This window comes from Bacillus cereus group sp. MYBK195-1 (genome assembly GCF_051916605.1).
Classification (GTDB): Bacteria; Bacillota; Bacilli; order Bacillales; family Bacillaceae_G; genus Bacillus_A; species Bacillus_A cereus.
This window is the reverse complement of record NZ_JBQAGZ010000001.1, coordinates 545,700-569,439: the sequence shown is the minus strand read 5'-3', so window position 1 is coordinate 569,439 and position 23,740 is coordinate 545,700. Positions and strand designations below refer to the sequence as shown.

The window sequence follows — 23,740 nt, the reverse complement described above, 5'->3', positions numbered from 1 at the left end:
ATCACCCTCTATGCTCACTTACTATAAAAAATTATAATAAGAAAACGTTCACATATTTTATTATAATCAAGAAGAAAAAGTCTCGTCAATTTTTATTTGTCTATACAAGCTTATTTGTAAGCATTGTTCCTTTTTCTGTAATAATTTTTTCTATGTTTTTATCAAATGGTTCTACCGGAATGTGTTTTACCATTTGAAAATCATACGCTAATGATAGCGTTTTCCCTTTATAATACACGAGATAACGATCATAATAGCCACCGCCGTACCCAATTCGCTCTCCTCGTTCTGTATAAGCTACGCCTGGGACAATTTGAAGATCAATTTCATCCATATTCACTTCTTCCGTAAGCCCGGGAATCGGTTCACGTAAATTCATATACACCGTTTCTAATTGATCAAAATTATTAATTTGCCGGAAGGACATCGTTCTTGTTCCTTTATTACACTTAGGAACTACAACTTTCTTTCCTTCTTCCCAAGCTTTTTCAATAATAGGATATGTATTCACTTCATTTTCCATTGAAAGAGTAATTCCAATTGTTTTAGCTTCAACCCACTCTTTTTGCGCATACAACGAAAATGCAATCTGTTCTGATAAAGTTGTATACTGTTCTTCTGATAAAGAATTCATGTGTTCTATTATTTGTTTACGTAAACGCACTTTCTCTGCTTTCACACATTCTCCCCCTTACAGTGACACTTTACTCTATGCTGATAGTGTATCACTTTTAACATAAGAATCGAATAAAAAAAGAAACAGTAGGAAAATATTCCTACTGCTTACTTTGTTTCACGGTGTAACGTAGACTTCTTGTCACGCTTGCAATACTTTTTAAGCTCGATACGCTCAGCGTTGTTACGTTTATTTTTCTTTGAGATATAGTTACGATCTCCGCATTCTGTACATGCTAGAGTAATATTCACACGCATTCTTATTTCCCTCCAGTACTAATAACTTAAATCAGACTATACTATAATACCACTTTTAAAATAAAAATTCTACACCTTTTGATATTGTCTAATTTTTTCTATAAGATTTTTCATGTTTTCCCTTGCTATTACTGGGTTTCTAGCATGTGAATACACCAAAAATTTTGGTTGTTTTGTGTCAGAAACGATATAAGACCACTCTTTTTCAGTATATTTGAACTGTACTCCTTCAAATATACCTTCTCCCTTCCTTTCTATATCATCCAATAATTTCCTCATAATTTCCCCTTTTTCATTCCATGAACATACCACTTCATCATAAAGTAAATAGAGCGGAGGTGATTGCTCTACTATGCTGAGGAACGTTTTTCCTTGCAATGCTATTAGCTCAAATAATTTTCCAATCCGATATAAAATATCTCGCTTCCACCTTACTTGAAACGACTTTCTTTCATCCTGCGTATAAAATAGAAGATAACATTCTCCTAACTTCAAAGACATTGGGTAAATATTTCCTGTCGATTCGAGTAAGAAATCTGGAATATCTACCTCTTCCAAATCTGTCCCCTGGTAAATATTACTATGATTATCGTATAACTCGAAATGATTTCCTTGCTCAGAAAACATAAGAGCCATATTCGCTTTACTTGATTTCATCAAAGCTTTCACATGATCTTTTTGTTCGCTTGCATAAATCCATGTAACTGTACAACCAAGTCTTTGCAGAAAGAGCATGAGTAAATGTTGCAACGTATCATTTCTCTTATTAATAAGAAGATGAAACTTCTGCATCTGTATTTTCTCGATATCAATATGCTCCAATATAACTTCTATATACTCATTCATAGAAACATGAGCGAGCTTATTACGCCCCATTTCTTTCTCATGCACGTAATAAAACAATTCGGACATATATACTTGTTCTATCTCTTTTTGCTGCTTATACGTTAACGGCATGCCAGCTTGACCGTATAACTTTATAACAATCTCATTCTCATTCTCCACTTGAATGAAAACACCACCTGCACATTGCAAATGATGAACACTATATTGAAAAAGTGACTCGTTCATTTCTTTACATTCCATCGTATGAATCCCTATACCATGAATAGCATGTAAAAATAAATTTTTATAAGAGGTTGTTTCTATATTTTCTTGACTTCCAATTAATATACTTTCTCCTTTTGTAAAAAGAGAACCATACGCCATCGCAATCTTTACGATAAACTGAGGAGTAATTTCAACATTCCCTCTTCCTACAATGCGGCTTTTTTGTAACCACCCTGCACTCATTTCACTCTCTTGAATACCAGCCGCTCCTACTATCGAATGACTATCAATCGCCTTATAAGGCCATACTTTTCCTTTTTGCTTAATTACCGTACTTCTCCCGATATGACAGTGATCCGCTACAACGCTTTTTTGAAACAGTGTAACATCATCTTCAACTATTGTACGCTCTCCTATTGTCGTTTCTAATAGTTCACAATACTTCCCAATGTGGGCATTCGCAAAAACAATACTTTTTTGAAGATGAGAATAACTTGAAACGATACTATTTTTCCCAATAATAGAATATGGCTCAATTACAGCTCCTGTACCAATCTTTACTCCTTCTCCAATAAAAGAGGGGCCATGAATTTTCGTCCCTTTACCAATCGTCACCCCTTCTCCCATCCATACCATCGGTAATACTTCCGTATAAGGAATAGGTACTTGTAACTTTTTCGTTAACAAATCAAATTGTGCTTGTCGATATTGATTAAATGTGCCGATATCTAACCAATAACCTTCTGACAAATATGCGAATAATACATTTTTGTTTGCCAATAACGGAAACACATCATGACTGAAATCAAAAAATTGTCTAGGCGGTATGTAAGAAAAGATTTCTGGCTCCATAATATATATGCCTGTATTCACAACATTAGATACTACCTCATTCCAGCCCGGCTTTTCTATATATCGTGTAACCTCCTGGTCTTTATTCATTACAACCAAACCAAATGAGAGTGGATTTTCTACTTCTTTCACAAACATTGTTACCATTCTTTTCTTTTGTTCATGAAACCTAATTCCTTCTGATAATTGAAAGTCAGTTAATGCATCCCCGCTTATCACAACAAATGTTTCATCTAAAAATTGTTCTGCTTGTTTAATACTCCCTGCTGTGCCAAGCGGAGGAGAGTCTTCAAAATAATACAAGTTAACTCCCCATTTACTACCGTCACCAAAATATTGCTTAATGGTCGTACTCATATATTGAACAGTAATTGCAATTTCACGAATACCATGCTGACGTAATAACTCAATATTATATTCTAAAACTGGTTTTTCTAATAATGGTAACATCGGCTTTGGAGTATTACATGTTAATGGTCTAAGGCGTCTTCCTTTTCCTCCAGCTAAAATAACCCCCTTCATATACTTCAGCCTCCACTTATATAATGTTCAGTAACTCCATATACCATATGTATATTCCCTATCCCACATGAACTAGCAGCATAAACTTGATTAGTTAAACAAATCCTCATTTAGAAGACCATATAATTAAATTTCTCACCTATAAAAACGTACATTTCAAACAACAGGAAAGCGCTTACTATTAATTGTTAAATAATACTTATTAACGACCAACATATATACTAATTTTTCCATTACATTATGATACATCTTATCATCATAAACTAAAGGAAACAACGAGCTTTTTTTGTCATGTTTTGACTAAAAAAAGCAGGTGATTTCCCATCACCTACTTTAATTCCTACTCATTCAATAAATAATGCTTTCCTTTTACTAAATAAAAGACATTTTCAGCAATATTTGTAATATGATCTGCTACACGCTCAATATATCTCGCGACAAATGATAATTGTGTAATTTGCGTAATTGCTTCTGGTTGTTCCGGAACCGAAGATATAAACTCACGAATTGCTTTTCCATATATTTCATCAACGGAATCATCCATTTCAGCAATTTGTTTCGCAAAAGTTAAATTTTCTTGTTCATATGCTTCTAACGCTAAATGCAACATCTCATTTGCAACCGCAAACATTTCATCCAGGTTGTGCAAACTAACAGCCACTTCTTTTTCCCCAAGACGAATTGTAGCCTTTGCAATATTAACAGCATGATCTGCAATACGCTCTAAATCTGTCGCTGTTTTAATTGAAATAAAAATCCTTCTTAAGTCACTTGCTACAGGTTGCTGCTTCGTAATGAGCATAAGCGCAAGATCGTTTATTTCCTCTTCTAAATTATCCATGCGGTAATCACCATCAATGACCTCTAACGCTTTCTCTACATCCCTTGTATGCAGACCTTCCATAGCAATCAATAAAGCCGCATTTGCTAATTCTCCAAGCTCGATCACCTTTTGCTGTAACGCTTTTAAATCACCTTGAAACTGTTCTCTTACCATTTTTCTTCCCCCTCAATATTATGTGCCATTATATAAAAGTGAAACTTTAATCAACCCTCATCAATCGGGCTTTTATGCTTGTAATAAACCTTAAGATAAGGAGAAGTATTACTTCTCTATTAACAGTAAGATAAAATAAGAAATGCCCTCTGTTAAGAGGGCATTTGCTCTTAGCTTTGAAACGATATCAACCAAATCGACCTGTAATATAATCTTCTGTACGCTTATCTGAAGGAGTCGTAAATAATTTGTTTGTATCTGTATACTCCACAACTTCCCCGCTTAAGAAGAAAGCTGTTTTGTCTGAAATACGCGCTGCTTGTTGCATATTATGCGTTACGATAACAATACTAAAATCTTTCTTTAGCTCTTGAATTAATTCTTCTACTTTTAATGTTGAAATTGGATCTAATGCCGATGTTGGCTCATCCATTAAAATAACGTCTGGCTCAATAGCTAAGCAGCGCGCGATGCATAGACGCTGTTGCTGTCCACCAGATAAACCGTATGCATTATCGTGCAAACGATCTTTTAACTCATCCCAAATCGCTGCTCCACGTAAACTTTTTTCAACAATTTCATCTAATGTCTTTTTGTCACGAATACCATGGATTTTTGGACCGTATGCTACATTTTCATAAATAGATTTTGGAAATGGATTTGGCTTTTGGAACACCATTCCTACATGTGTTCTTAATTCTTCAACTGGATATGATTTATCAAATATATTGCGTTCTCTATACTCAATTACACCTGTAGTTCGAACGATCGGTACTAACTCTACCATGCGATTTAATGTTTTTAAATAAGTTGATTTACCACAGCCACTTGGACCGATAATGGCTGTAACTTCATTCTCATGAATACTTAAATTAATATCTTTTAAAGCATGGTCTTCCCCATACCATAAATTTAAGTTTTTCGTATCAAATACTACCTTCTTTGGCGCAGTCTCGATTTTCTCTTCGTTTTTCACCTGTACATTTACTACTGTTGCTACCATTTGAATTCCCCTTTCATCCACTTCCAACTTATTTTCGATTTCGTAACCATAAAACAAATATATTAATAAATAGCAACAAACCTAACAAAACAATCATCCCAGCTGCTGCTACATACTGAAATTCTTCTTGCGGCCTACTCATCCAATTAAAAATTTGAATTGGTAGAACTGTAAATCTATCAAACATACTAAATGGAACATAATTTGCAAACGCAAGTGCCCCAATAACTAATAGTGGTGCAGCTTCTCCAATTGCTCTTGATATCGCTAACGTACAGCCCGTTATAATCCCTGGGAAAGCATATGGCAATACAATTTGATACATCGTTTGCCACTTCGTAGCACCTAATCCGTAAGAACCCTCTAATAATACACTTGGTACTGATCGAATTGCTTCTTGACTCGCCACAACAACTGTTGGTAAAACGAGTAAACTCATCGTCAGTGCTGCTGCAACTATACTCTCTCCTAAATGAAGAGCATATACAAAAATAGTTAAACCAAGCAATCCAAATACAACGGATGGTACTCCTGCTAACGTTTGATTATTAATCTCTATTATTTTTTTAAATAGAGATTCCTTCGCATATTGCTCTAAATAAAGCGCTGTTCCAACTCCAAATATAAAAGAAACAGGTATAACAATACTCATAAATAATATTGTCCCTGACAAAGCTGCAGCAATACCAGCTTCTTTCGGATTACGTGAAGCGAAATTTGTAAAGAAATTTATTGAAAGATAACTTATACCTTTTTCAACAATTTGAAAAAGTAACAAAAACAAAATTACCATTGAAAATAAAATTGCTATATAAAATAACAATTTGTAAATTCGATCTTTTAAAAAGCGTGATGCCATGTTTTTTTGTATTTTTTTATGATTCAACATTCGCATATTATGTCATCCTCCTAAAACGGCGCATAATAGACTGCGAAATGATGTTCATAATAAAAGTAAACAAAAATAACGTTGCACCTACAGCATACATGCTGTAATACGTAATCGTTCCATGCGGAGCATCACCTAAACTTACTTGCACAATATAGGCTGTTAACGTTTGAATAGAATGTGTTGGATCAAGCGATACATTCGGTGTGGATCCTGCTGCAATTACAACAATCATCGTTTCACCAATTGCACGAGAAGCCGCTAATATAATCGCTGCCATAATCCCTGTAAAAGCGGACGGAAACACCACTTGTTTTACCATTTCAAACCGCGTCGCTCCGAGTGCTAATGAAGCTTCTTTCGTCCCTTTCGCCACAGCTCTCATCGCGTCTTCAGATAGAGATGCAACTGTAGGCATCATCATAAATCCGATAACGATTCCTGGACTAATCGCATTAAAAAACTGTAAATCTGGTATAAACCTTTGTAAAAGCGGCGTAACAATTGTTAATGCAAAAAAACCATATACAATTGTCGGGATACCTGCTAATAGCTCTAACATCGGCTTTAATATTTTCCGTGCACCATTTGAAGCATATTCGCTTAAAAATACGGCACACGCTAAACCGATAGGAATTGCTACAAACATAGCAATTGCTGTTACAAGGAACGTTCCACATATAAGTGGTAATATACCGAATTTAGGATCTTCAAAAAATGGTAACCATTCTTTCTCCGTCAAAAAGGAGTATAATGATATTTTTTGAAAAAACATGATTGTTTCATTAGAGAGCGTAAAAACAATTCCAAGTGTCGTCACAATAGAAACGCTAGCAATTATTTTTAGTAATAAAGGCACTATTCGATTGATTCGCTGCGTTTTTTTTCTTTGCTTTATATTTCTTTCAATCAAATGTTGTACAGAAAATGTAATTTGACTTTTGTCATTATGAGCCAAAGATGAAAACCCCTTTCCACCCCGACATTACCTTTTTATTTCTGTTAACATACGCAGCTGTTCATTGTATTTTTCTTTTCGTAATTTTACATACCCGACCTCTTCAGCGAGGTTACCGACATGCTGAATCATAAACTCAACATAGTTTGCTACATTCATTTTATTTCGGATAGATGCATTATTCACATAAGCAAGTAGCGGCCTAGATAACGGCTTATACTTACCTGATTGAATGGTCTCTTTCGTCGGAAATACACCATTTACTTTTATTGCTTTCACCTTATCTCGATTAGCCATATAATAAGCATATCCTACAAAAGCAATGGCATGTTTATCATTCATTACCCCTTGCATAATAACTTGATCATCTTCAGACAAAGAGACTTTTTTTACAATGCGATGATTTTGTAAGATGACATTTTGAAAATAATCATACGTACCAGAGTCTACGCCTGGTGCATAAAACTTCACTTGTTCACGTGGCCATGTTGAATGAATTTGTGACCATCGCTTCTCTCTTCCATCTTCACTCCAAAGTAGTCGTAACTCGTCTACTGACATATCGTCTATCCATGTATTATGGCGATTCACAACAATCGTAAGACCGTCGTTAGCAACCTCAAAAGGTGTGAACTGAATAGAGTTTTTCTTCATTTCATTTTTCTCGACTTGTTTCATTACTCTCGAAGCATTATTTATATCTACTTCTCCTTTACTGAAACGATTAAATCCTCCCCCAGTTCCAGAAATACTGATGGAAATTTTCACGTCTGGATGCACCTTTGTATATTCCTCCGCTACTGCTTCTATAATAGGAAAAACCGTTGAGGATCCATCAACTCTCACTTCTCCCGTATCATTTAAAGCAAATGCAGTAGACATTTCAAAACAGAGGAACCATATTGATAATACGAAAATCTTAATCGGTGTACGCATCCATTTCACGTGTTCTTCCTCCTAGAAGTAACCGGAAATAACAGGATTACAGATATAAGAATACTGCTAAACTATTAATTCGGTTTTAATTGTTTGTAAAAGTTTTGTAAAGTTCCACAAAAATCAACATACGATACAATTTTAATTCAGTAGTAGCTATTCATTTCCTCTGATGATTTCCCTATAAAACAGTTATCTCCTATCCCATCATATACAAGTATCATTTATACGGCCGCGTTTTTTCAATGTTGTATACTTGTCCACATTTATTACACGATATGCATAAACCATAAAAAAAAGCACACTATCTTTTCAGATAGTGTGCTTTTTTACAACTTTTTTATTCATCATCTTGCTCTTTATTTTTATTGTCTTTATCATCTTTTGGAGCTTCACCATTTACTTCTTTGTTTTTCAAATCAAAGTAAGCGTCCATAATTTCACGACCAATATATCCATTAATACCAGTCTTATCATCATGTACCCATGGAACGACAACAGAGAATGCTACTTCTGGATCTTCAAGTGGCGCATAACCTACTAATGTTAAGTTATATGTTTCCACACGTTCACCTTTTGCATTTCTACCAATCTCTTTATCTCCACCATACACAGTTTGAGCTGTACCAGTTTTCCCAGCAGCTTTATATTTTGCACCTGTAAAGTACTTTGTAGCTGTACCACCTGAATCATTATACACTTGTCTAAATCCTTCTTGAACACGTTTAATTTGCGATTCCGGCATATCAATACGATTTAATACTTTCGGTTCCATAGATTGAACAACTTTCCCAACTTCATCTGGTTTCACTGCCGGTTGACGAATTTCTTTTACAACTTGTGGTTGCATACGATATCCACCATTGGCAATCGTCGAAATATATTGCGCTAATTGAAGCGGTGTATACGTATCATACTGTCCAATTGATAAATCTAGTAAGAAACCTGGTTGACTACTCTTACCCATCTGACCAGCAGATTCATTCGGTAAATCAATTCCTGTTTTTACACCAAGTCCAAACTGTCCGAAATAATAACGCATCGTATCAAATGCTTTTTGAGGTATATCTAACGTACCACCTCTCACATATGGAACACCGGCGATATTCATCGCTGTTTTAAACATATAAACGTTAGAAGACATTTTTAAAGCTGTAAGGTCATTAATGTATCCCATCGTTTTCCAAGACGACTTCGTAGGTGTACCTTTTAATTTAATTGGTTCATCCAATTGTACTGCCCCTGGTTGAATCGCACCAGTTTGATATCCAGTAAGTACTGTTGCACCTTTTACAGTTGATCCCATCGGATAAGAACTTGTCATGGTACCTAATGCAAAGTCATTTACTTTCGTTTGGCCATCTTCGTTAACTAATTGTTTCCCCGCCATAGATAAAACTTCACCATTTTTTGGGTTCATCATTACAACAAATGCGCGATCTAAAAGAGGTTCGCTTCCTTTAAACCTCATTAAATTCTTCGCAAGAATATCTTCCACGCGCTTTTGTAATTCCATATCAATTGTTAAGTTCAGGTCATTACCACTTTGTCCTTTTGATACATTAATCGTTTCTAAAATATTACCGTTTTTATCTGTAACATTTCTAACTTCTGCTTTCGTACCGTGCAGGCTATCTTCATACTGTTGTTCAAGATAACTTTTTCCTACTCGGTCATTTCGATTATAATCACGAACAAGATAGTAATCTAGTCTTTCTCTCGGTAAGCCTTCATCAGATGTCGACACCCCACCAAGTACACTTCGGAATAAATCATCGTACGTATATTTTCGCTCCCAATCAACATTCGTATCTACACCTGGTAATGCTGCTAGGTTTTCACTAATAATCGAATATTCCTTTTCTGTAGCATCCTTTTTAATAACTTGAGGTGTCATTGCATATCCGCCGTCCATCTTACTCTTAATCGCGAGTATTTCTAGATCTTTTGCGGATAATTGATTAATCTCTTCTTCTGTTACACGACTTCGCTGACGCTCGTCTAATTCTTTATCATCAATTTTTTTATCTTTAAACTCTTGACGATCTTTATTCGTAACTTTTTCTTTAGCTTCCTCTTTATGCATAGCAAGCCAATAATCTTTTTTATCACGATCTGTTAATTTATCTGTCGGTACTTCAATCAAATCTGCTAGCTTTTTCGCTGTTTCTAAGCGATCTTCTGCAGTTGATCCTTTCATTTTTGTAAATGTAATAGTACGAACGGCTGCATTATCTACTACAGGTCGCCCATAACGGTCAAATATTTTCCCACGCGGTACAGGATTACTTATCGTTGAGTTTTCTTTCTTCTCCACTTCATTCTTATATTCTTCACCGCGAACAATTTGTACATATCCGAGCCTTACAATAACCGCGGAGAACATTAAAAACACGCAGAAAAACAACACGTTTAATCGAAAAGGAACGTGGGTCTTTTTCTTATTTTGCTTCTGCTTCTTGCTCATACAAACCCCCTCTACCAACAGCTATGTAATGTGAAAGGGACACCTTCATACAGGTGTCCTCACTGCTGTCTTACATCTTTTTCTATTCTAGCATAAAACAAACGAGAAGTTAACCTTCTGGTTCAGTTTGGTTTTGCGCGTTCCCTTGCGTTACAACACTTGTTTTACTCGCATTTCCCTCATCATATTTGACATTTTTAACTGCAAAATAAATAAGAAAATGTCCAGCACCTAAAATACATAATAAGTAAGGTAAACTTTTTTCAGGTGGAAAGAATAGTACAGCACATAAAAAACTTAAAATGGAACAGATTCTTCCGGCGTTTAACCACAGCTCCCGAACAACGACATATTCCACACGCCATTCTCTCGCATTTTTTGCTCTACCAATTACGTCATATGTCATTGATCCGTACGGAACAAGTAAAATAGGATATGCAATTGCAATACATGCCGCATAAATAAGTAATTTCGTGTATGTAACATTGAAAATAACTAAAAAGACGACAGCATATAAAATAATGCCTCCAAGTAAAATTGCTTTTTTTCGCCACTCCTTCTTTAACATACGAGCAACTAAGTAATAACATACAAAGGATACAGCAGAGTTCACTAAACTGTATTTCCCTAATGCGAACTCACTATTAGTTGCTAAATAAACATATACTGAAATGACAAAAATAAACGTTCCTTCTCTCAATCCTTGGAAAAAATGAGCTCGTGTAATCTTTCCCCAATTTTTATCAATCCGTCGTTCTTTCAATACTTGCACGATTTCATAACGCCCTTCACATTCTCTTTTAGATAAAAAGAAGCTTAAGACGACAGCAATTGCAAATAGAACTAATGAAAGAAAGAATATAACAGTATAACCACTCCATTTCTCCATACGTGAAATTGTGTATCCTGCTGCTATTGGTCCGATCATTCCAGAGAAGGATGTAAGAAGTCCAAGAAACCCATTAAAGAAATCTCTTGTTTCTGGTTCCGTAATTTCAAATGTCAATAAGTTAAAAGCCAACCAGTAAAAACCGTATCCTACTCCTAAAAGAGCCCCCATTAATAAAATATACTGAGAAGCACTTTTTCCTGCTACTAAGACAACGATAAAAAAAATTGCGAGCGTTCCTACCCCTATTCGTAATAAAATCGAGCGATCGATACGTTTCGCTAATTTCCCCCCTACAAGAAATGTGAGAGGCTGTAATACCACGCTGGCTAAATTATACAAGCCAAGATTCACATAATTTTGTGTTTGTTTCCATAAATAAATATTTACAAACGTATTCGATAAAGAAATTGCGAGCGTGTATAAACCTCCTATAAGGAGCAATAACACTAAATCCCGATTCACTTCAACGTCACCAATTATATGTTTCCATTTCATACACAACTCTCCTTTACTTCATGTTCTAGTCTTCCAAAGACAAGCCCAATTATGTAAAAGGAAAGCATAGAAAAAAGCTAGGGGCTCTCCCCTAGCTTTTTCTATATTTATTACGATTATTTTGCTTCTTGGTAACGTTTTTCAGCAGCGTTCCAATCTACAACGTTCCAGAATGCACCGATGTAGTCTGGACGACGGTTTTGGTAGTTTAAGTAGTAAGCATGCTCCCAAACATCTAAACCGATAACTGGCGTTTTACCTTCAGTTAAAGGAGAATCTTGGTTTGGAGTGCTTGTTACTTCTAACTCACCATTGTTTACTACTAACCAAGCCCAACCAGAACCGAAGCGAGTTGCGCCAGCTTTTGCGAATTCTTCTTTGAATGCATCGAAGCTACCGAATTTTGCTTCAATTGCAGTTGCAAGTTCACCTACAGGTTGTCCTCCGCCGTTTGGAGATAGGATTGTCCAGAAGAATGTATGGTTAGCATGTCCGCCACCATTGTTACGTACTGCTGTACGGATTGCTTCTGGTACTTCGTTTAAGTTTGCAACTAATTCTTCTACGCTTTTGTCAGCTAATTCTGCATGACCTTCTAAAGCAGCGTTTAAGTTTGTAATGTACGTGTTGTGATGTTTTGTATGATGGATGTTCATTGTTTCTTTGTCAAAGTGAGGCTCTAAAGCATCATACGCATAAGGTAAATTTGGTAATTCGTGTTTTGCCATTGTTATATTCCTCCCAGTTTATGTATTGCCACTTAAGTGACATACAACTTCATTCTACCCTAATTGCCATAGGGTGCAAACAAATAAATCACATTGTCTTGCTATCATTAAAGTAGCAAAATTCCCACTTCTTTTCAATTAAAATGCTCATATATTCCGTAAAAAAAGCTTCCTTCTACAAGGAAGCTTCCTGCTAACATAATAAACATGCGAAATGGATATGGACCCTGTAGGACTCGAACCTACGACCGGACGGTTATGAGCCGTCTGCTCTAACCAGCTGAGCTAAGGGTCCACAATTATGTATGTAACAACATATCAAATAAAGGAATTCCTATCGGATATGCCCTTTAAGAAAGGTAAGATAAATTTACCATATAGAAAAGAAAAGTGTCAATTGTATTTTTCTTATTTAAAAGAAGAAAGTTAATAAAAAGAAATTTAGTTATCTCCACTATATGTAAATATAATATATCTTGAGATTCTCTAGATTACTACGTTACAATGATTTTATACATACATAAAGGAAGTGAATCTATGTCCATATTTACCCAATTCGTAAAAAGCATATACTCGCCTAAAGATATGGCGCTATTCCGTTTTCAAAAAATCGGTAAAACCATTTTGTATATTATGCTACTTTGCTTAATTACTACTATTCCAAGAACTTTTTTGTACGGTAGTTTTATCCAAGATGGTGTAAGCATGGTAAATCAAGTCATCGATAAAGATTTACCTGATTTTAAAATTGAAAATGGCGAACTAAAAGCCGATATTGATCAACCTATTGAAAAAGAAGAAGGAAATGCACTTTTCGTATTTGATCCAAATTCAACAGACCTAGAAAAATATCAAAATAAAACAGGTTTATTTGTTTTAAAAGATAAAGTAGTCTCTATGGGAAATGGTCAAACACAAACGTATTCTTATAACGATTTGTTAGGTGCATCTCTTGAGAAAAAAGATCTACAAGAATTTATTTCTTTATTCGATAATATTTATCCGATTTTATTATTTGTTATTGGATTCTTAGTGTACCTATTCCAATTATTCATCACTTTTGTAGGCGTGACTTTACTTGCGTTCATCGGTTCTGCTATGAGCGGTCAACGTAAACTATCCTATAAACAAGTTTGGACACTAACTGCATACAGCTACACAATCCCAACAATCTTCTTTATGATTATGGATGCATGTAAGATTGTCGTACCTGGATCAACATTCATCTATATCGCAGTTGTTTTAATTGTTCTGTACTTAACGATTAAAGAAGTTCCAAAACCAAAAGAAAAATAAGAACGAAAAAAATGCCTAAATAGGCATTTTTTTTTTGGACAAGCATATATTCCTAGCAAAGGAGTGAAGAATATGAAGAGATTAGGTATATTCCTATTCGTGCTTGTTCTCGGTTATATATTTTATTACGATATAAAAATCGGTACTTTACCGATGTTAAGTTCATATAAAAAAACAACTGCTGCTCAAACGATTAAAAAAGAAAACACAGACAGTCAACAAAATAAAGAGAACAAAACAGAAAAAGAAACGGATGTATCTTATAAAACAATTGAAGTAAAAACTGGTGAGACAGTTCTTTCTATTACAGAACAAATTAACAAGAAAAAAATTCCTTCCATAGAAAAAGTCATTGACGACTTTAAACAATTAAACAAAAGTACATCTGCTACAAAAATACAAATTGGAAAGTCTTATAAATTCCCCTTATATCAATAAGCTATCACTTAATCCTTGTCAATTACATAAAGGCGCTGATACAATAGTAAAAGTGAAACCGAGTACTTCGGTTTCTATAGCCCTATATCACGTATACTATCATTGATATGAGGGACTAAATAAGAAACTTCTTTTATAAGGAGAGCGATCTATTCGTGAATGAAATGACTCATCGTACAAAAACACGTCCAGTTAAAGTCGGTAATTTAACAATCGGCGGTAATAATGAATTAATTATACAAAGTATGACAACAACAAAAACACATGATGTTGAAGCAACAGTTGCTGAAATTAAGCGTTTAGAAGAAGCCGGCTGTCAAGTCGTCCGCGTTGCCGTTCCAGATGAACGCGCAGCAGATGCTATTGCTGATATAAAAAAACAAATCAACATTCCACTTGTTGCTGATATTCATTTTGATTATCGCCTTGCTTTAAAAGCAATTGAAGGTGGCATCGATAAAGTACGTATCAATCCAGGTAACATTGGTCGTCGCCATAAAGTAGAAGCTGTTGTAAATGCAGCAAAAGAGCGCGGTATTCCAATCCGTATTGGTGTAAACGCTGGTTCATTAGAGCGTCACATTTTAGAAAAGTACGGGTACCCAACTGCAGATGGTATGGTTGAGAGTGCGCTACATCATATTAAAATTTTAGAGGACTTAGATTTCCACGATATTATCGTATCTATGAAAGCCTCTGATGTTAACTTAGCAATTGAAGCATACGAGAAAGCTGCTCGTGCTTTTGATTATCCATTACATTTAGGTATTACAGAGTCCGGAACATTGTTTGCCGGAACTGTAAAAAGTGCTGCTGGTCTTGGAGCAATCTTAAATAAAGGTATCGGAAATACACTACGTATTTCATTAAGTGCTGATCCAGTTGAAGAAGTAAAAGTTGCTCGTGAACTATTAAAATCATTCGGTCTTGCGTCTAACGCAGCAACACTTATCTCTTGTCCAACTTGTGGTCGTATTGAAATCGATTTAATTAGCATCGCTAACGAAGTGGAAGAATACATCTCTACACTTCAAGTACCAATTAAAGTTGCAGTACTTGGTTGCGCTGTAAATGGCCCTGGTGAAGCTCGTGAAGCTGATATCGGTATTGCCGGTGCACGTGGAGAGGGATTATTATTCCGTAAAGGGCAAGTCGTTCGTAAAGTACCAGAAGAAACAATGGTAGAAGAACTGAAAAAAGAGATCGACGTAATTGCTGCTGAAATGGCTGCTGAGCGAGAAAAAGAAAAAGAGACACAAGAACAATAAAAAGAAGGTTGCCACAATATTTGTGAGCAACCTTCTTTTCTACGTAAAAAAGCTCGTCAGTTTAACCGACGAGCTTTTACTTTGCACATTTTGGACAACGACCATATATTTCAAACTTATGACCCGTTACTTCATAACCGGTAAAATCTTTATTCATAAAATCCATTGGGCAGGAAGTAATCTCTTTCGTTCCCCCACAATCCAAACAAATAAAATGATGATGATGTTCCATAATAGAACAAGTAAAACGAAAATGTTTTTCACCATTTAATTCCGTTTGTTCTAAAACACCAATCTCAGCAAAAACTGTTAAGTTACGATAAATCGTATCAAAACTAAGTCCTGGATAATCGTCCTTCATATGCTCTAAAACGTCTTTCGCAGTTAAATAACGATTATGTGCTGCAAATAATCTGAGCATCTCTTCTCTTTTTCCAGTATGTTTGTATCCTTTTTCTTTCATTAGGCGTAAAGCTTCTGTTAGATTCATACCTATCCCTACTTTATGCAGTTTTTTTCTTCTTCCATAAAATCGCACCGATTAAAATAAGAACTGCTATCATAACAATTGTACCACCTGGCGCTAGATCAAGTTGATACGAAGCAAACATTCCACCAATTACTGCAATTTCACCGAATAAAATGGAAAAGAAAATTGTTTGTTTAAATCCTTTAGCAATACGAATACTTGCTGCAACTGGTAACGTCATTAATGATGATACAAGAAGAACCCCCACTACACGCATTGATACTGCAATGACAAGAGCAACTAATATAATGAAAATAAAGTGAATCCATTTCGCTCTTAAACCAGTTGATACTGCGTATTCCTCATCGAATGATAATAGAAACAGCTCTTTATATAATAAAATAATTGTCGCAACAACAACAATTGCTACAATCCCAATAATAATTAAATCTGTACTTGTTACAGCACTGACACTACCAAATAAATAACTAAATAAGTCTGTGTTAAATCCATTTGCAAGTGAAATGAAAATAACTCCAACCCCCATCCCTGCCGAAAGGATAATTGGAATTGCTAATTCTTGATAGTGCTTATATACAGTTCGTAACTTTTCGATTAGTAGCGCTCCACCAATCGAGAAAATCATCCCCATATATAAGGGGTTTAAAAACCCACCTGTAAAAATGGTTTTTTCAAGTAATAAACTTGCTGCAATACCCGATAACGTCACGTGACTTAATGCATCCGCAATAAGAGATAAACGACGAATAACAACAAACACACCAATTAGCGGTGCAACAAGTCCAATTAAAATACCTGCGTATAAAGAATTACGTAAAAAGTCATATTGTAAAAAATCTTGTATCATTATATCCTCCCGTGATGCTCATGTTCGTGTTCTAAACGATGAACATGATGTCCATATAAGACGGACATTTCTGCATCTTCTAACTCTCGGAACTTCTCTACATTTCCATGGAAATGTAGATGTTGGTTTAGGCATGCAACATGTGTTACTTTTTCAGTAACAGCTCCCATATCATGAGTAACAAGAATTAATGTGATCCCGAGCCTTTTGTTTAAATCCTCTAATATTTCGTAAAAACTTTCCACATTTTTTACATCGATTCCAACAGTAGGCTCGTCCAAAATAAGCAATTCAGGATCACTAACGAGCGCACGAGCAATAAATACACGCTGTTGCTGTCCACCAGAAAGCTCTCCAATGTTACGACCTTGAAACTCACTCATCCCTACATCAGCAATTGCTTTTTCTACCTTTTTCTTATCCTCTTTTGTGAAAAAGCGAAAAAGCCCTTTTTTCGAAACAAGTCCCATTGACACAACTTCAGAAACAGTTGCTGGAAAACCAGAATTGAAACTATTTGCCTTTTGGGATACATAACCAACTTTGTTCCATTCCTTAAACTTCTTACTATCAACGCCAAACACGCGAATGCTTCCTTCTTTTGGCTTTAAAACACCTAATAAACACTTAAGTAGAGTTGATTTACCTGAACCATTCGGTCCCACTAAACCTAAAAAAGCTCCCTTCGGAACTTGCAAATTAATATTTTCTAACACATTCCGATCTTCGTATCGGAATGTTAAACCTTCAATTTCTAATATATTATTCATAGCATCTCACCTATTTTAATTCAGAATGATTCCGATTTATATCTATTTGAATTATAGTACAGCTTATTATAGTTGTAAACCAATCTGCCTAAAATATATCTATTTTTTCAAGAAACCTTACTATTATAACAAAAAGCAGAGAAAAATTCTCTGCTTTCGAAAAATATTCCTATAAACTTTTTAGTGAATAGCCGATTTAAACTTACCACCATTTGTCTCTTGCGTGCTCATAATCGTAACAAACGCATTTTCATCAATTTCATGCACAATTGATTTTAACTTCGTCACTTCTAGACGCGTTACAACTGCATAAATAACTTCTTTTTCTTTATCCGTGTAACCACCTTTCGCTACAAGCTTTGTAGTTCCACGGCCAAGACGATGCAAAATCGCGTTTGATACTTCCTCATATTGATCAGATACAATTAAAACCGCCTTCGTTTCATCTAGCCCTTGAATTACTGTATCGATCGTTTTAAATGCGATATAGTACGTCATAACAGAATACATCGCTTGTTCCACACCAAACACAAATGCTGCCCATGCAAAAATAAATAAGTTCACAAACATTACGAATTCACCAACAGAGAACGGTAATTTCTTCGTTAATAAAATCCCCATAATTTCAGTTCCATCTAGCGATCCACCATGACGAATTACAAGTCCTACACCAAGACCTAAAATAAGACCACCAAACACTGTCGCTAAAATAGGTTCTGTTGTAAATGGTGGTACCGCATGTAACGTTGACTCAATGAAAGCTAACGCTACAATACCAAATGTCGAAGATAACATAAATGTTTTTCCAATTTGCTTATAACCGGAATACATAAATGGGATATTGAGAACAACGACTAAAGTAGAAAAACTTAACCACCAAATGTTAGGAGTAAGATAATCTAATATAAGAGAAATACCAATAATTCCACCATCAATAATTTTATTTGGCATTAAAAATAGTTCAATTGCTACCGCCGCGCATGCTGCTCCAAAAATAATCATAACTAAACGATAAATGAGATGAATAACACTTTCTTTTCGATGTTGCTTTTGCTCCATAAGTCCTCCCTTTACTCTTTTTCTGTAGTTTTGTCCTTATATTATAACATACGCTTCTTTTCCTCATGAAAAAAGAAACTCCATACGAATATGTACAAGCTATATGCTCATATATTTCGATAGAAGAACGCGTGAAGGAGGATAATAAGATGAACCTCATTAAACAAATTGTTAATAAAAAATTAAATCATATTTCTACAAAAGAGTTATTAAAATATAGCAAAGAATATGAAGTTCCCATTACAGCCGCACAAGCTGATCAAATCGTTTTACTTATGAAGGGTAAAAATATTAATATTTACGATAACAACGAGCGACTAGAGCTCTTAAAACAAATCGCAAAAGTAACTTCCCCTGCCACTGCCCAACAAGTAAATACATTATTTCAGCAACTACTAAAATAAGGAGGGGATTTCCCCCTCCTTATTGCGCTTTAATTTTTTCAAGAAGCCCTTCATCAAAAGTGCCGTTTTTCAGCATTTCAATTTCCAATTTGTATGGTGGCTTCTTATCTTTTTTATCTTCCCCTACATACGGTGTTTCAAGAATTTTTGGTACATGCATTAACTGTGGATGATGTACAATGTGATGCAATGCTTTATACCCAATGTGACCAAATCCAATGTTTTCATGACGGTCTTTTCCTGCTCCGCGTACATTTTTACTATCATTAATATGAAGTACTTGTAAACGATCTATACCAACGATCTTATCAAATTCGTTTAATACGCCGTCAAAGTCATTTACAATATCATATCCTGCATCATGCGTATGACATGTATCGAAGCATACAGATAGCTTTTCATTATATTTTACACCATCAATAATTTTTGCAATTTCTTCAAAGCTACGACCGCATTCTGTTCCTTTTCCTGCCATCGTCTCTAACGCAATGTTAACCGTCTGTTCTGGCGTTAATACTTCATTAAGCCCTTTAATAATTTGTTGAATACCAGCATCTGCTCCAGCACCAACGTGCGCTCCTGGGTGAAGAACAATTTGTTTCGCTACACCTAATGCCGATGTTCTTTCAATTTCCATGCGAAGAAAGTCTACTCCTAATTGGAATGTTTCTGGCTTCGTCGTATTCCCAACATTAATAATATACGGCGCATGGACGATAATTTCCTCAATTCCGTTCAGCTCCATATGTTTTCTTCCTGCTTCTATGTTCAATTCTTCAATTGGTTTTCTTCGTGTATTTTGCGGTGCACCTGTATAAATCATAAACGTTGTTGCACCGTATGAAACAGCCTCTTCACTTGCTGCTAATAACATTTTCTTACCACTCATGGAAACATGAGATCCAATCTTTAACATACAATCACCTCTTCAATATACAATAGATATAATGATAGCATAATTTGTAGAAATATGTAGTGAATTGTTTGTTCACAAAAGATGCACTACACAAATTTATATGACTATTTATACAGACTATACTTTTCATTTAAATTAGCTGGATTAAGTGAAACTTTAATCAATACTTTTCTATCCATATTGATTACACCTCCCACAAATAGCGGGATAAAAAAAAGATAAGGGAAACCCCTTATCTTTTTTTATTGCCATATTTTTTCTTCACTTTGTCACGTTCTGTTGCAAGTTTACGTTTATAGTTTGGTTTTACTTTTTTTGGTTTTTTAATAACTTTCGTTGCCATAACATCAAGTTCGTCATTTGGTTTTTTACGGCTCTTACGACGACGACGCTCACCTAAATCGGCCCACTCATCTCCGCGTAAATCTACATGCTTGAACTCAATATGACGTTGTTTTTCTAAACTATCTAACGCTTCTTCGTTTGCTGGATCATATATCGTCACTGCAATACCAGAATGCCCCGCACGTGCTGTTCTTCCAACGCGGTGAACGAAGAAATCTAAATCTGATGGTAGCTCATAGTTAATAACATGGCTAATCCCTTCAATATCAATACCACGTGCTGCTAAATCAGTCGCAACAATATATTGGAATTCAAGGTCACGAATTTGTTTCATCATTTTTTTACGATCACGTGGTGATAAATCCCCGTGAATTCGTCCAACTTTCAAGCCACGTTCCATTAATCCATCAGCAACTTGGTCTGCCATCTTTTTCGTATTCGTGAAAACAACTGCTAAATACGGTTTAAATTGAAGTAGCATTTTATGCACTAAATCAATTTTATTACGATGTTTAGAAGGCACTAAATAGTGTTCAATGTTTCCAGCTGCAACTTGTTTTGGATTGATATGAATATGCTCTGGATTCTCCATATACTTCTTCAGAAACGGTTTTAGTTTTTGAGGAATTGTTGCAGAGAAAACTAACATTTGCAAGTTTTTAGGCATGCGTGCTGCAATTTTATCTACATCATGAATGAATCCCATATCAAGCATTAAGTCTGCTTCATCGACAATAATCGTATTTGCTTTATGAACAAATAATGCTTGCTCTTCTACTAAATCTTTAATACGTCCTGGTGTTCCAACTACGATATGAGGTTGTTTTTTCAACTTTTCAATTGAGCGTTGTTTATCAGTTCCACCAATTAAACAACGTGCTGTAATCATTTGGTCTTCCGCACAAAACTTTGTTAATTTCACGATTTCTTCGTAAATTTGTTGTGCTAACTCACGAGTAGGCGCTGTAATAACAAGTTGTACTTCTTCACGACTTGCATTAATTCTGTTTAATGTAGGAAGTAAGTATGCATGTGTTTTCCCAGAACCTGTTTGGGATTGTCCAATTACACTTACACCTTTTTTCACGACCGGGAAAATTTTCTGCTGAATTCCTGTCGGCTCTGTAAAGCGTAGTTCACGAACTGCATCTATTAAAAATGGTTTAAAATCATACTGTGTAAAAGTTTGTTGTGTCATAAGTTACACCTTCTTTCTAAAATTTCTACTGCGCGCACAAATCAGCCAAGTCTACATTATATCGAAATCTACAAGTAAAATCCATCTTTAGTTTAGGTTTTCACTTCAAAAACTAACCTTCTTCCCTTTTATTGCATATTGTATGTGTATATACCTAACTGAAGAAAGGAGGATTTCTCACATGTTTCCGAAATCCCCTACAAGGCAAATGTATCCGAATCCAGGGCAGCAACCTTATACACCATATCCAATTCCACAACTACCACCAATGGCACAAAAAAAGAAAGGTTTTCTTGCTAAGCTTTTTAAAAAACACGATCCAACCGAGCCTTTTATGCAAATGGTTCCACCTTACCGACAAATGGAAGGGCAACTGATGATGCATCAGCAACCACCACCGCCGCCACAATATCAACAGCAATATCAGCAGCAATACCAGCAACAATATCAGCAGCAACATCCACAATATCAACCATACATGCAGCAACATCCTGAGCAAATGATACCGCCTCAAATGTATGAATCAAATGAAACGCGCGGCGGCGCAACTACAGCTGCCGCAACAGCAAGCAGTGGCATCGGCAGTTTCTTTTCGAACTTAATTTCGAATCCTACTAATATGATAAACAACATCGAAAAAGTATCCCAAGTCGTTCAATCTGTAGGTCCTGTCGTCGAACAGTATGGTCCTATTATGCGTAGTCTACCAAGCATTGTTAAAATCCTCACCTCTGGAAAAAGTACGGAAGAAAATCAAACGGAAAATGTAACAGAGCCAGTTGAGGTAGAAAGTCCGCCTCCTGCACCTCAAAAAAAGAAACGAAAACGAAAGAAAATAGTGATTGAACCTGTAATAGAAAAAGAGTTACCGAAAGAACCAGTTCAACAAACAGCAACAAAACCAAAACTATATGTGTAACAATCCTTTGTTTTCTATCCACTCCTCCTTTATAATGTAAAAGACTATGCACAAAAGTATCCCTTGTTTAGAAGGAGAGGATTACTCATATGAAAATTGTTAAAATTTCCCCTCGTGGTTATTGCTACGGTGTTGTCGATGCAATGGTAATTGCACGTAACGCTGCATTAGATAAATCATTACCGAGACCCATTTATATTTTAGGTATGATTGTTCACAATAAACATGTTACAGACGCTTTTGAAGAAGATGGAATCATCACATTAGACGGTCCAAGTCGCTTAGAAATTTTAGATAAAATTGATTCTGGTACTGTTATTTTCACAGCACACGGTGTTTCTCCAGAAGTTAAACAACGCGCAAAAGAAAAAGGTTTAACAACAATCGATGCCACTTGCCCAGATGTTACCAAGACGCATGACCTTATCGAAGCTAAGAAAGCGGAAGGGTATCATGTCATTTATATCGGTAAAAAAAATCATCCAGAGCCAGAAGGTGCAGTTGGTATTGCACCTGACATCGTTCACCTTATCGAAAGAGCCGATGATTTAAAAACATTAGAAATTCCAACAGATAAAATTTTAGTAACGAATCAAACAACGATGAGTCAATGGGATGTTCAACATTTAATGGAGGACATTCAAAAAAAATTCCCAACAGCAGAATTCCATAAAGAAATTTGTTTAGCTACTCAAGTTCGCCAAGAAGCTGTCGCTAAACAAGCTGATGTTGCAGACTTAACAATTGTTGTTGGTGATCCGAAAAGTAACAATTCAAATCGCTTAGCACAAGTATCACAAGAAATCGCGGGTACAAAAGCATATCGAGTTGCTGATGTAAGCGAAATTCAATTAGAGTGGCTACAAGGTGTAGAAAACGTAGCTGTTACAGCAGGTGCTTCTACTCCAACGCCGATTACAAAAGAAGTTATCGCGTTCTTAGAGCAATATGACCCAATGAATCCAACAACGTGGGAGAGAGTTAGAAAAGTACCACTTCAAAAGATATTACCTCGCGTAAAGGTGAAGAAAGAACAATAATAAAAACCGTTGCCCTAATGGAGCAACG

At 35.6% G+C, this 23,740-nt stretch carries 23 protein-coding genes and 1 tRNA gene; 6 read left to right on the top strand and 18 right to left on the bottom strand.

The features are described 5' to 3' along the window. Nucleotides 1-100 precede the first annotated feature (100 nt). The 12 genes from ACTFRY_RS03060 to ACTFRY_RS03005 all read right to left on the bottom strand — a co-directional run bounded on the left by ACTFRY_RS03060 (nt 101) and on the right by ACTFRY_RS03005 (nt 13,017). On the bottom strand, nt 101-679 hold the full coding sequence (locus ACTFRY_RS03060) for a 5-formyltetrahydrofolate cyclo-ligase (protein WP_044795894.1): 579 nt from the start codon (nt 677-679) through the stop codon (nt 101-103). Nucleotides 680-783: 104 nt separating this feature from the next. Then, nucleotides 784-933, bottom strand: coding sequence for a 50S ribosomal protein L33 (rpmG, locus tag ACTFRY_RS03055; RefSeq protein WP_001265616.1), 150 nt, complete (start codon nt 931-933; stop codon nt 784-786). A gap of 69 nt (nt 934-1,002) precedes the next feature. After that, nucleotides 1,003-3,357, bottom strand: a complete 2,355-nt coding sequence (locus ACTFRY_RS03050; RefSeq protein WP_098616192.1) for a sugar phosphate nucleotidyltransferase — start codon at nt 3,355-3,357, stop codon at nt 1,003-1,005. 340 nt (nt 3,358-3,697) lie between these two features. After that, nucleotides 3,698-4,354: a phosphate signaling complex protein PhoU gene (phoU, locus tag ACTFRY_RS03045; RefSeq protein WP_000251240.1), complete on the bottom strand. Its 657-nt coding sequence runs from the start codon at nt 4,352-4,354 to the stop codon at nt 3,698-3,700. 187 nt (nt 4,355-4,541) lie between these two features. Beyond that, on the bottom strand, nt 4,542-5,357 hold the full coding sequence (gene pstB, locus ACTFRY_RS03040; protein WP_000226681.1) for a phosphate ABC transporter ATP-binding protein: 816 nt from the start codon (nt 5,355-5,357) through the stop codon (nt 4,542-4,544). Nucleotides 5,358-5,385: 28 nt separating this feature from the next. Next, nucleotides 5,386-6,252 carry a phosphate ABC transporter permease PstA gene (gene pstA, locus ACTFRY_RS03035; protein ID WP_001242564.1) on the bottom strand — a complete coding sequence of 289 codons (867 nt, stop codon included), beginning with the start codon at nt 6,250-6,252 and terminating at the stop codon, nt 5,386-5,388. Between the two features lies 1 nt (nt 6,253). Next, the gene (gene pstC, locus ACTFRY_RS03030) at nt 6,254-7,204 is read right to left on the bottom strand and encodes a phosphate ABC transporter permease subunit PstC (protein WP_098616191.1); all 951 of its coding nucleotides are present in this window, start codon (nt 7,202-7,204) and stop codon (nt 6,254-6,256) included. Nucleotides 7,205-7,231: 27 nt separating this feature from the next. Further along, nucleotides 7,232-8,149 (bottom strand): PstS family phosphate ABC transporter substrate-binding protein, encoded by a 918-nt coding sequence (locus tag ACTFRY_RS03025; protein ID WP_000871821.1) that lies wholly within the window; start codon nt 8,147-8,149, stop codon nt 7,232-7,234. A gap of 331 nt (nt 8,150-8,480) precedes the next feature. After that, nucleotides 8,481-10,607 (bottom strand): peptidoglycan D,D-transpeptidase FtsI family protein, encoded by a 2,127-nt coding sequence (locus ACTFRY_RS03020; protein ID WP_044795893.1) that lies wholly within the window; start codon nt 10,605-10,607, stop codon nt 8,481-8,483. 109 nt (nt 10,608-10,716) lie between these two features. Then, nucleotides 10,717-11,994, bottom strand: coding sequence for an MFS transporter (locus tag ACTFRY_RS03015; RefSeq protein ID WP_000871386.1), 1,278 nt, complete (start codon nt 11,992-11,994; stop codon nt 10,717-10,719). 116 nt (nt 11,995-12,110) lie between these two features. Further along, nucleotides 12,111-12,722, bottom strand: a complete 612-nt coding sequence (gene sodA / locus ACTFRY_RS03010; RefSeq protein WP_001052031.1) for a superoxide dismutase [Mn] — start codon at nt 12,720-12,722, stop codon at nt 12,111-12,113. Between the two features lie 221 nt (nt 12,723-12,943). After that, nucleotides 12,944-13,017, bottom strand: a tRNA-Ile gene (locus ACTFRY_RS03005). 242 nt (nt 13,018-13,259) lie between these two features. Here ACTFRY_RS03005 and yqgB point away from each other — a divergent pair. The 3 genes from yqgB (at nt 13,260) to ispG (ending at nt 15,724) form a co-directional block, all read left to right on the top strand. After that, nucleotides 13,260-14,018: a protein YqgB gene (yqgB, locus tag ACTFRY_RS03000; protein WP_000021900.1), complete on the top strand. Its 759-nt coding sequence runs from the start codon at nt 13,260-13,262 to the stop codon at nt 14,016-14,018. Between the two features lie 72 nt (nt 14,019-14,090). Then, complete coding sequence (yqfZ, locus tag ACTFRY_RS02995; RefSeq protein ID WP_000825416.1) at nt 14,091-14,456, top strand: protein YqfZ; 366 nt, start codon at nt 14,091-14,093, stop codon at nt 14,454-14,456. 164 nt (nt 14,457-14,620) lie between these two features. Continuing rightward, nucleotides 14,621-15,724, top strand: a complete 1,104-nt coding sequence (gene ispG / locus ACTFRY_RS02990) for a flavodoxin-dependent (E)-4-hydroxy-3-methylbut-2-enyl-diphosphate synthase (protein WP_153577907.1) — start codon at nt 14,621-14,623, stop codon at nt 15,722-15,724. 76 nt (nt 15,725-15,800) lie between these two features. On the opposite strand, the gene ACTFRY_RS02985 is transcribed toward ispG, so the two are convergent. The 4 genes from ACTFRY_RS02985 to ACTFRY_RS02970 form a co-directional block, all read right to left on the bottom strand. Continuing rightward, the gene (locus tag ACTFRY_RS02985; RefSeq protein ID WP_001054516.1) at nt 15,801-16,214 is read right to left on the bottom strand and encodes a Fur family transcriptional regulator; all 414 of its coding nucleotides are present in this window, start codon (nt 16,212-16,214) and stop codon (nt 15,801-15,803) included. A 13-nt stretch (nt 16,215-16,227) separates the two neighbouring features. Then, nucleotides 16,228-17,061, bottom strand: coding sequence for a metal ABC transporter permease (locus ACTFRY_RS02980; RefSeq protein ID WP_000613815.1), 834 nt, complete (start codon nt 17,059-17,061; stop codon nt 16,228-16,230). Then, the gene (locus ACTFRY_RS02975) at nt 17,061-17,831 is read right to left on the bottom strand and encodes a metal ABC transporter ATP-binding protein (protein ID WP_001059662.1); all 771 of its coding nucleotides are present in this window, start codon (nt 17,829-17,831) and stop codon (nt 17,061-17,063) included. The genes ACTFRY_RS02980 and ACTFRY_RS02975 overlap by 1 nt, the downstream gene beginning before the upstream one ends. Before the next feature lie 180 nt (nt 17,832-18,011). Beyond that, nucleotides 18,012-18,890: a YitT family protein gene (locus ACTFRY_RS02970; protein WP_000435963.1), complete on the bottom strand. Its 879-nt coding sequence runs from the start codon at nt 18,888-18,890 to the stop codon at nt 18,012-18,014. Nucleotides 18,891-19,039: 149 nt separating this feature from the next. Here ACTFRY_RS02970 and ACTFRY_RS02965 point away from each other — a divergent pair, with 149 nt between their 5' ends. Continuing rightward, the gene (locus ACTFRY_RS02965; protein ID WP_001048954.1) at nt 19,040-19,294 is read left to right on the top strand and encodes a DUF2624 domain-containing protein; all 255 of its coding nucleotides are present in this window, start codon (nt 19,040-19,042) and stop codon (nt 19,292-19,294) included. 19 nt (nt 19,295-19,313) lie between these two features. Here ACTFRY_RS02965 and ACTFRY_RS02960 read toward each other — a convergent pair whose 3' ends face one another. Further along, nucleotides 19,314-20,210, bottom strand: coding sequence for a deoxyribonuclease IV (locus ACTFRY_RS02960; protein ID WP_000912460.1), 897 nt, complete (start codon nt 20,208-20,210; stop codon nt 19,314-19,316). Between the two features lie 232 nt (nt 20,211-20,442). Next, nucleotides 20,443-21,753, bottom strand: coding sequence for a DEAD/DEAH box helicase (locus ACTFRY_RS02955; RefSeq protein WP_000194015.1), 1,311 nt, complete (start codon nt 21,751-21,753; stop codon nt 20,443-20,445). Nucleotides 21,754-21,934: 181 nt separating this feature from the next. Between ACTFRY_RS02955 and ACTFRY_RS02950 the strand changes: the two genes are divergently transcribed. Beyond that, nucleotides 21,935-22,672 carry a YqfQ family protein gene (locus tag ACTFRY_RS02950; protein WP_000484162.1) on the top strand — a complete coding sequence of 246 codons (738 nt, stop codon included), beginning with the start codon at nt 21,935-21,937 and terminating at the stop codon, nt 22,670-22,672. An 89-nt stretch (nt 22,673-22,761) separates the two neighbouring features. Next, complete coding sequence (locus ACTFRY_RS02945) at nt 22,762-23,712, top strand: 4-hydroxy-3-methylbut-2-enyl diphosphate reductase (protein ID WP_000706660.1); 951 nt, start codon at nt 22,762-22,764, stop codon at nt 23,710-23,712. The last annotated feature ends 28 nt before the right edge of the window (nt 23,713-23,740 follow it).

Coding starts and splice junctions, on each gene's coding strand:
- sodA (WP_001052031.1), bottom strand. CDS start 12,722: ATGGCAAAACACGAATTACCAAATTTACCTTATGCGTATGATGCTTTA.
- ACTFRY_RS03015 (WP_000871386.1), bottom strand. CDS start 11,994: ATGAAATGGAAACATATAATTGGTGACGTTGAAGTGAATCGGGATTTA.
- ACTFRY_RS02975 (WP_001059662.1), bottom strand. CDS start 17,831: ATGAATAATATATTAGAAATTGAAGGTTTAACATTCCGATACGAAGAT.
- ACTFRY_RS02945 (WP_000706660.1), top strand. CDS start 22,762: ATGAAAATTGTTAAAATTTCCCCTCGTGGTTATTGCTACGGTGTTGTC.
- ACTFRY_RS02970 (WP_000435963.1), bottom strand. CDS start 18,890: ATGGAGCAAAAGCAACATCGAAAAGAAAGTGTTATTCATCTCATTTAT.
- ACTFRY_RS03020 (WP_044795893.1), bottom strand. CDS start 10,607: ATGAGCAAGAAGCAGAAGCAAAATAAGAAAAAGACCCACGTTCCTTTT.
- pstB (WP_000226681.1), bottom strand. CDS start 5,357: ATGGTAGCAACAGTAGTAAATGTACAGGTGAAAAACGAAGAGAAAATC.
- ACTFRY_RS02960 (WP_000912460.1), bottom strand. CDS start 20,210: ATGTTAAAGATTGGATCTCATGTTTCCATGAGTGGTAAGAAAATGTTA.
- rpmG (WP_001265616.1), bottom strand. CDS start 933: ATGCGTGTGAATATTACTCTAGCATGTACAGAATGCGGAGATCGTAAC.
- ACTFRY_RS02950 (WP_000484162.1), top strand. CDS start 21,935: ATGTTTCCGAAATCCCCTACAAGGCAAATGTATCCGAATCCAGGGCAG.
- phoU (WP_000251240.1), bottom strand. CDS start 4,354: ATGGTAAGAGAACAGTTTCAAGGTGATTTAAAAGCGTTACAGCAAAAG.
- ACTFRY_RS03050 (WP_098616192.1), bottom strand. CDS start 3,357: ATGAAGGGGGTTATTTTAGCTGGAGGAAAAGGAAGACGCCTTAGACCA.
- ACTFRY_RS02980 (WP_000613815.1), bottom strand. CDS start 17,061: ATGATACAAGATTTTTTACAATATGACTTTTTACGTAATTCTTTATAC.
- yqfZ (WP_000825416.1), top strand. CDS start 14,091: ATGAAGAGATTAGGTATATTCCTATTCGTGCTTGTTCTCGGTTATATA.
- ACTFRY_RS02965 (WP_001048954.1), top strand. CDS start 19,040: ATGAACCTCATTAAACAAATTGTTAATAAAAAATTAAATCATATTTCT.
- ACTFRY_RS02985 (WP_001054516.1), bottom strand. CDS start 16,214: ATGAATCTAACAGAAGCTTTACGCCTAATGAAAGAAAAAGGATACAAA.
- ACTFRY_RS02955 (WP_000194015.1), bottom strand. CDS start 21,753: ATGACACAACAAACTTTTACACAGTATGATTTTAAACCATTTTTAATA.
- ispG (WP_153577907.1), top strand. CDS start 14,621: ATGACTCATCGTACAAAAACACGTCCAGTTAAAGTCGGTAATTTAACA.
- yqgB (WP_000021900.1), top strand. CDS start 13,260: ATGTCCATATTTACCCAATTCGTAAAAAGCATATACTCGCCTAAAGAT.
- pstA (WP_001242564.1), bottom strand. CDS start 6,252: ATGCGAATGTTGAATCATAAAAAAATACAAAAAAACATGGCATCACGC.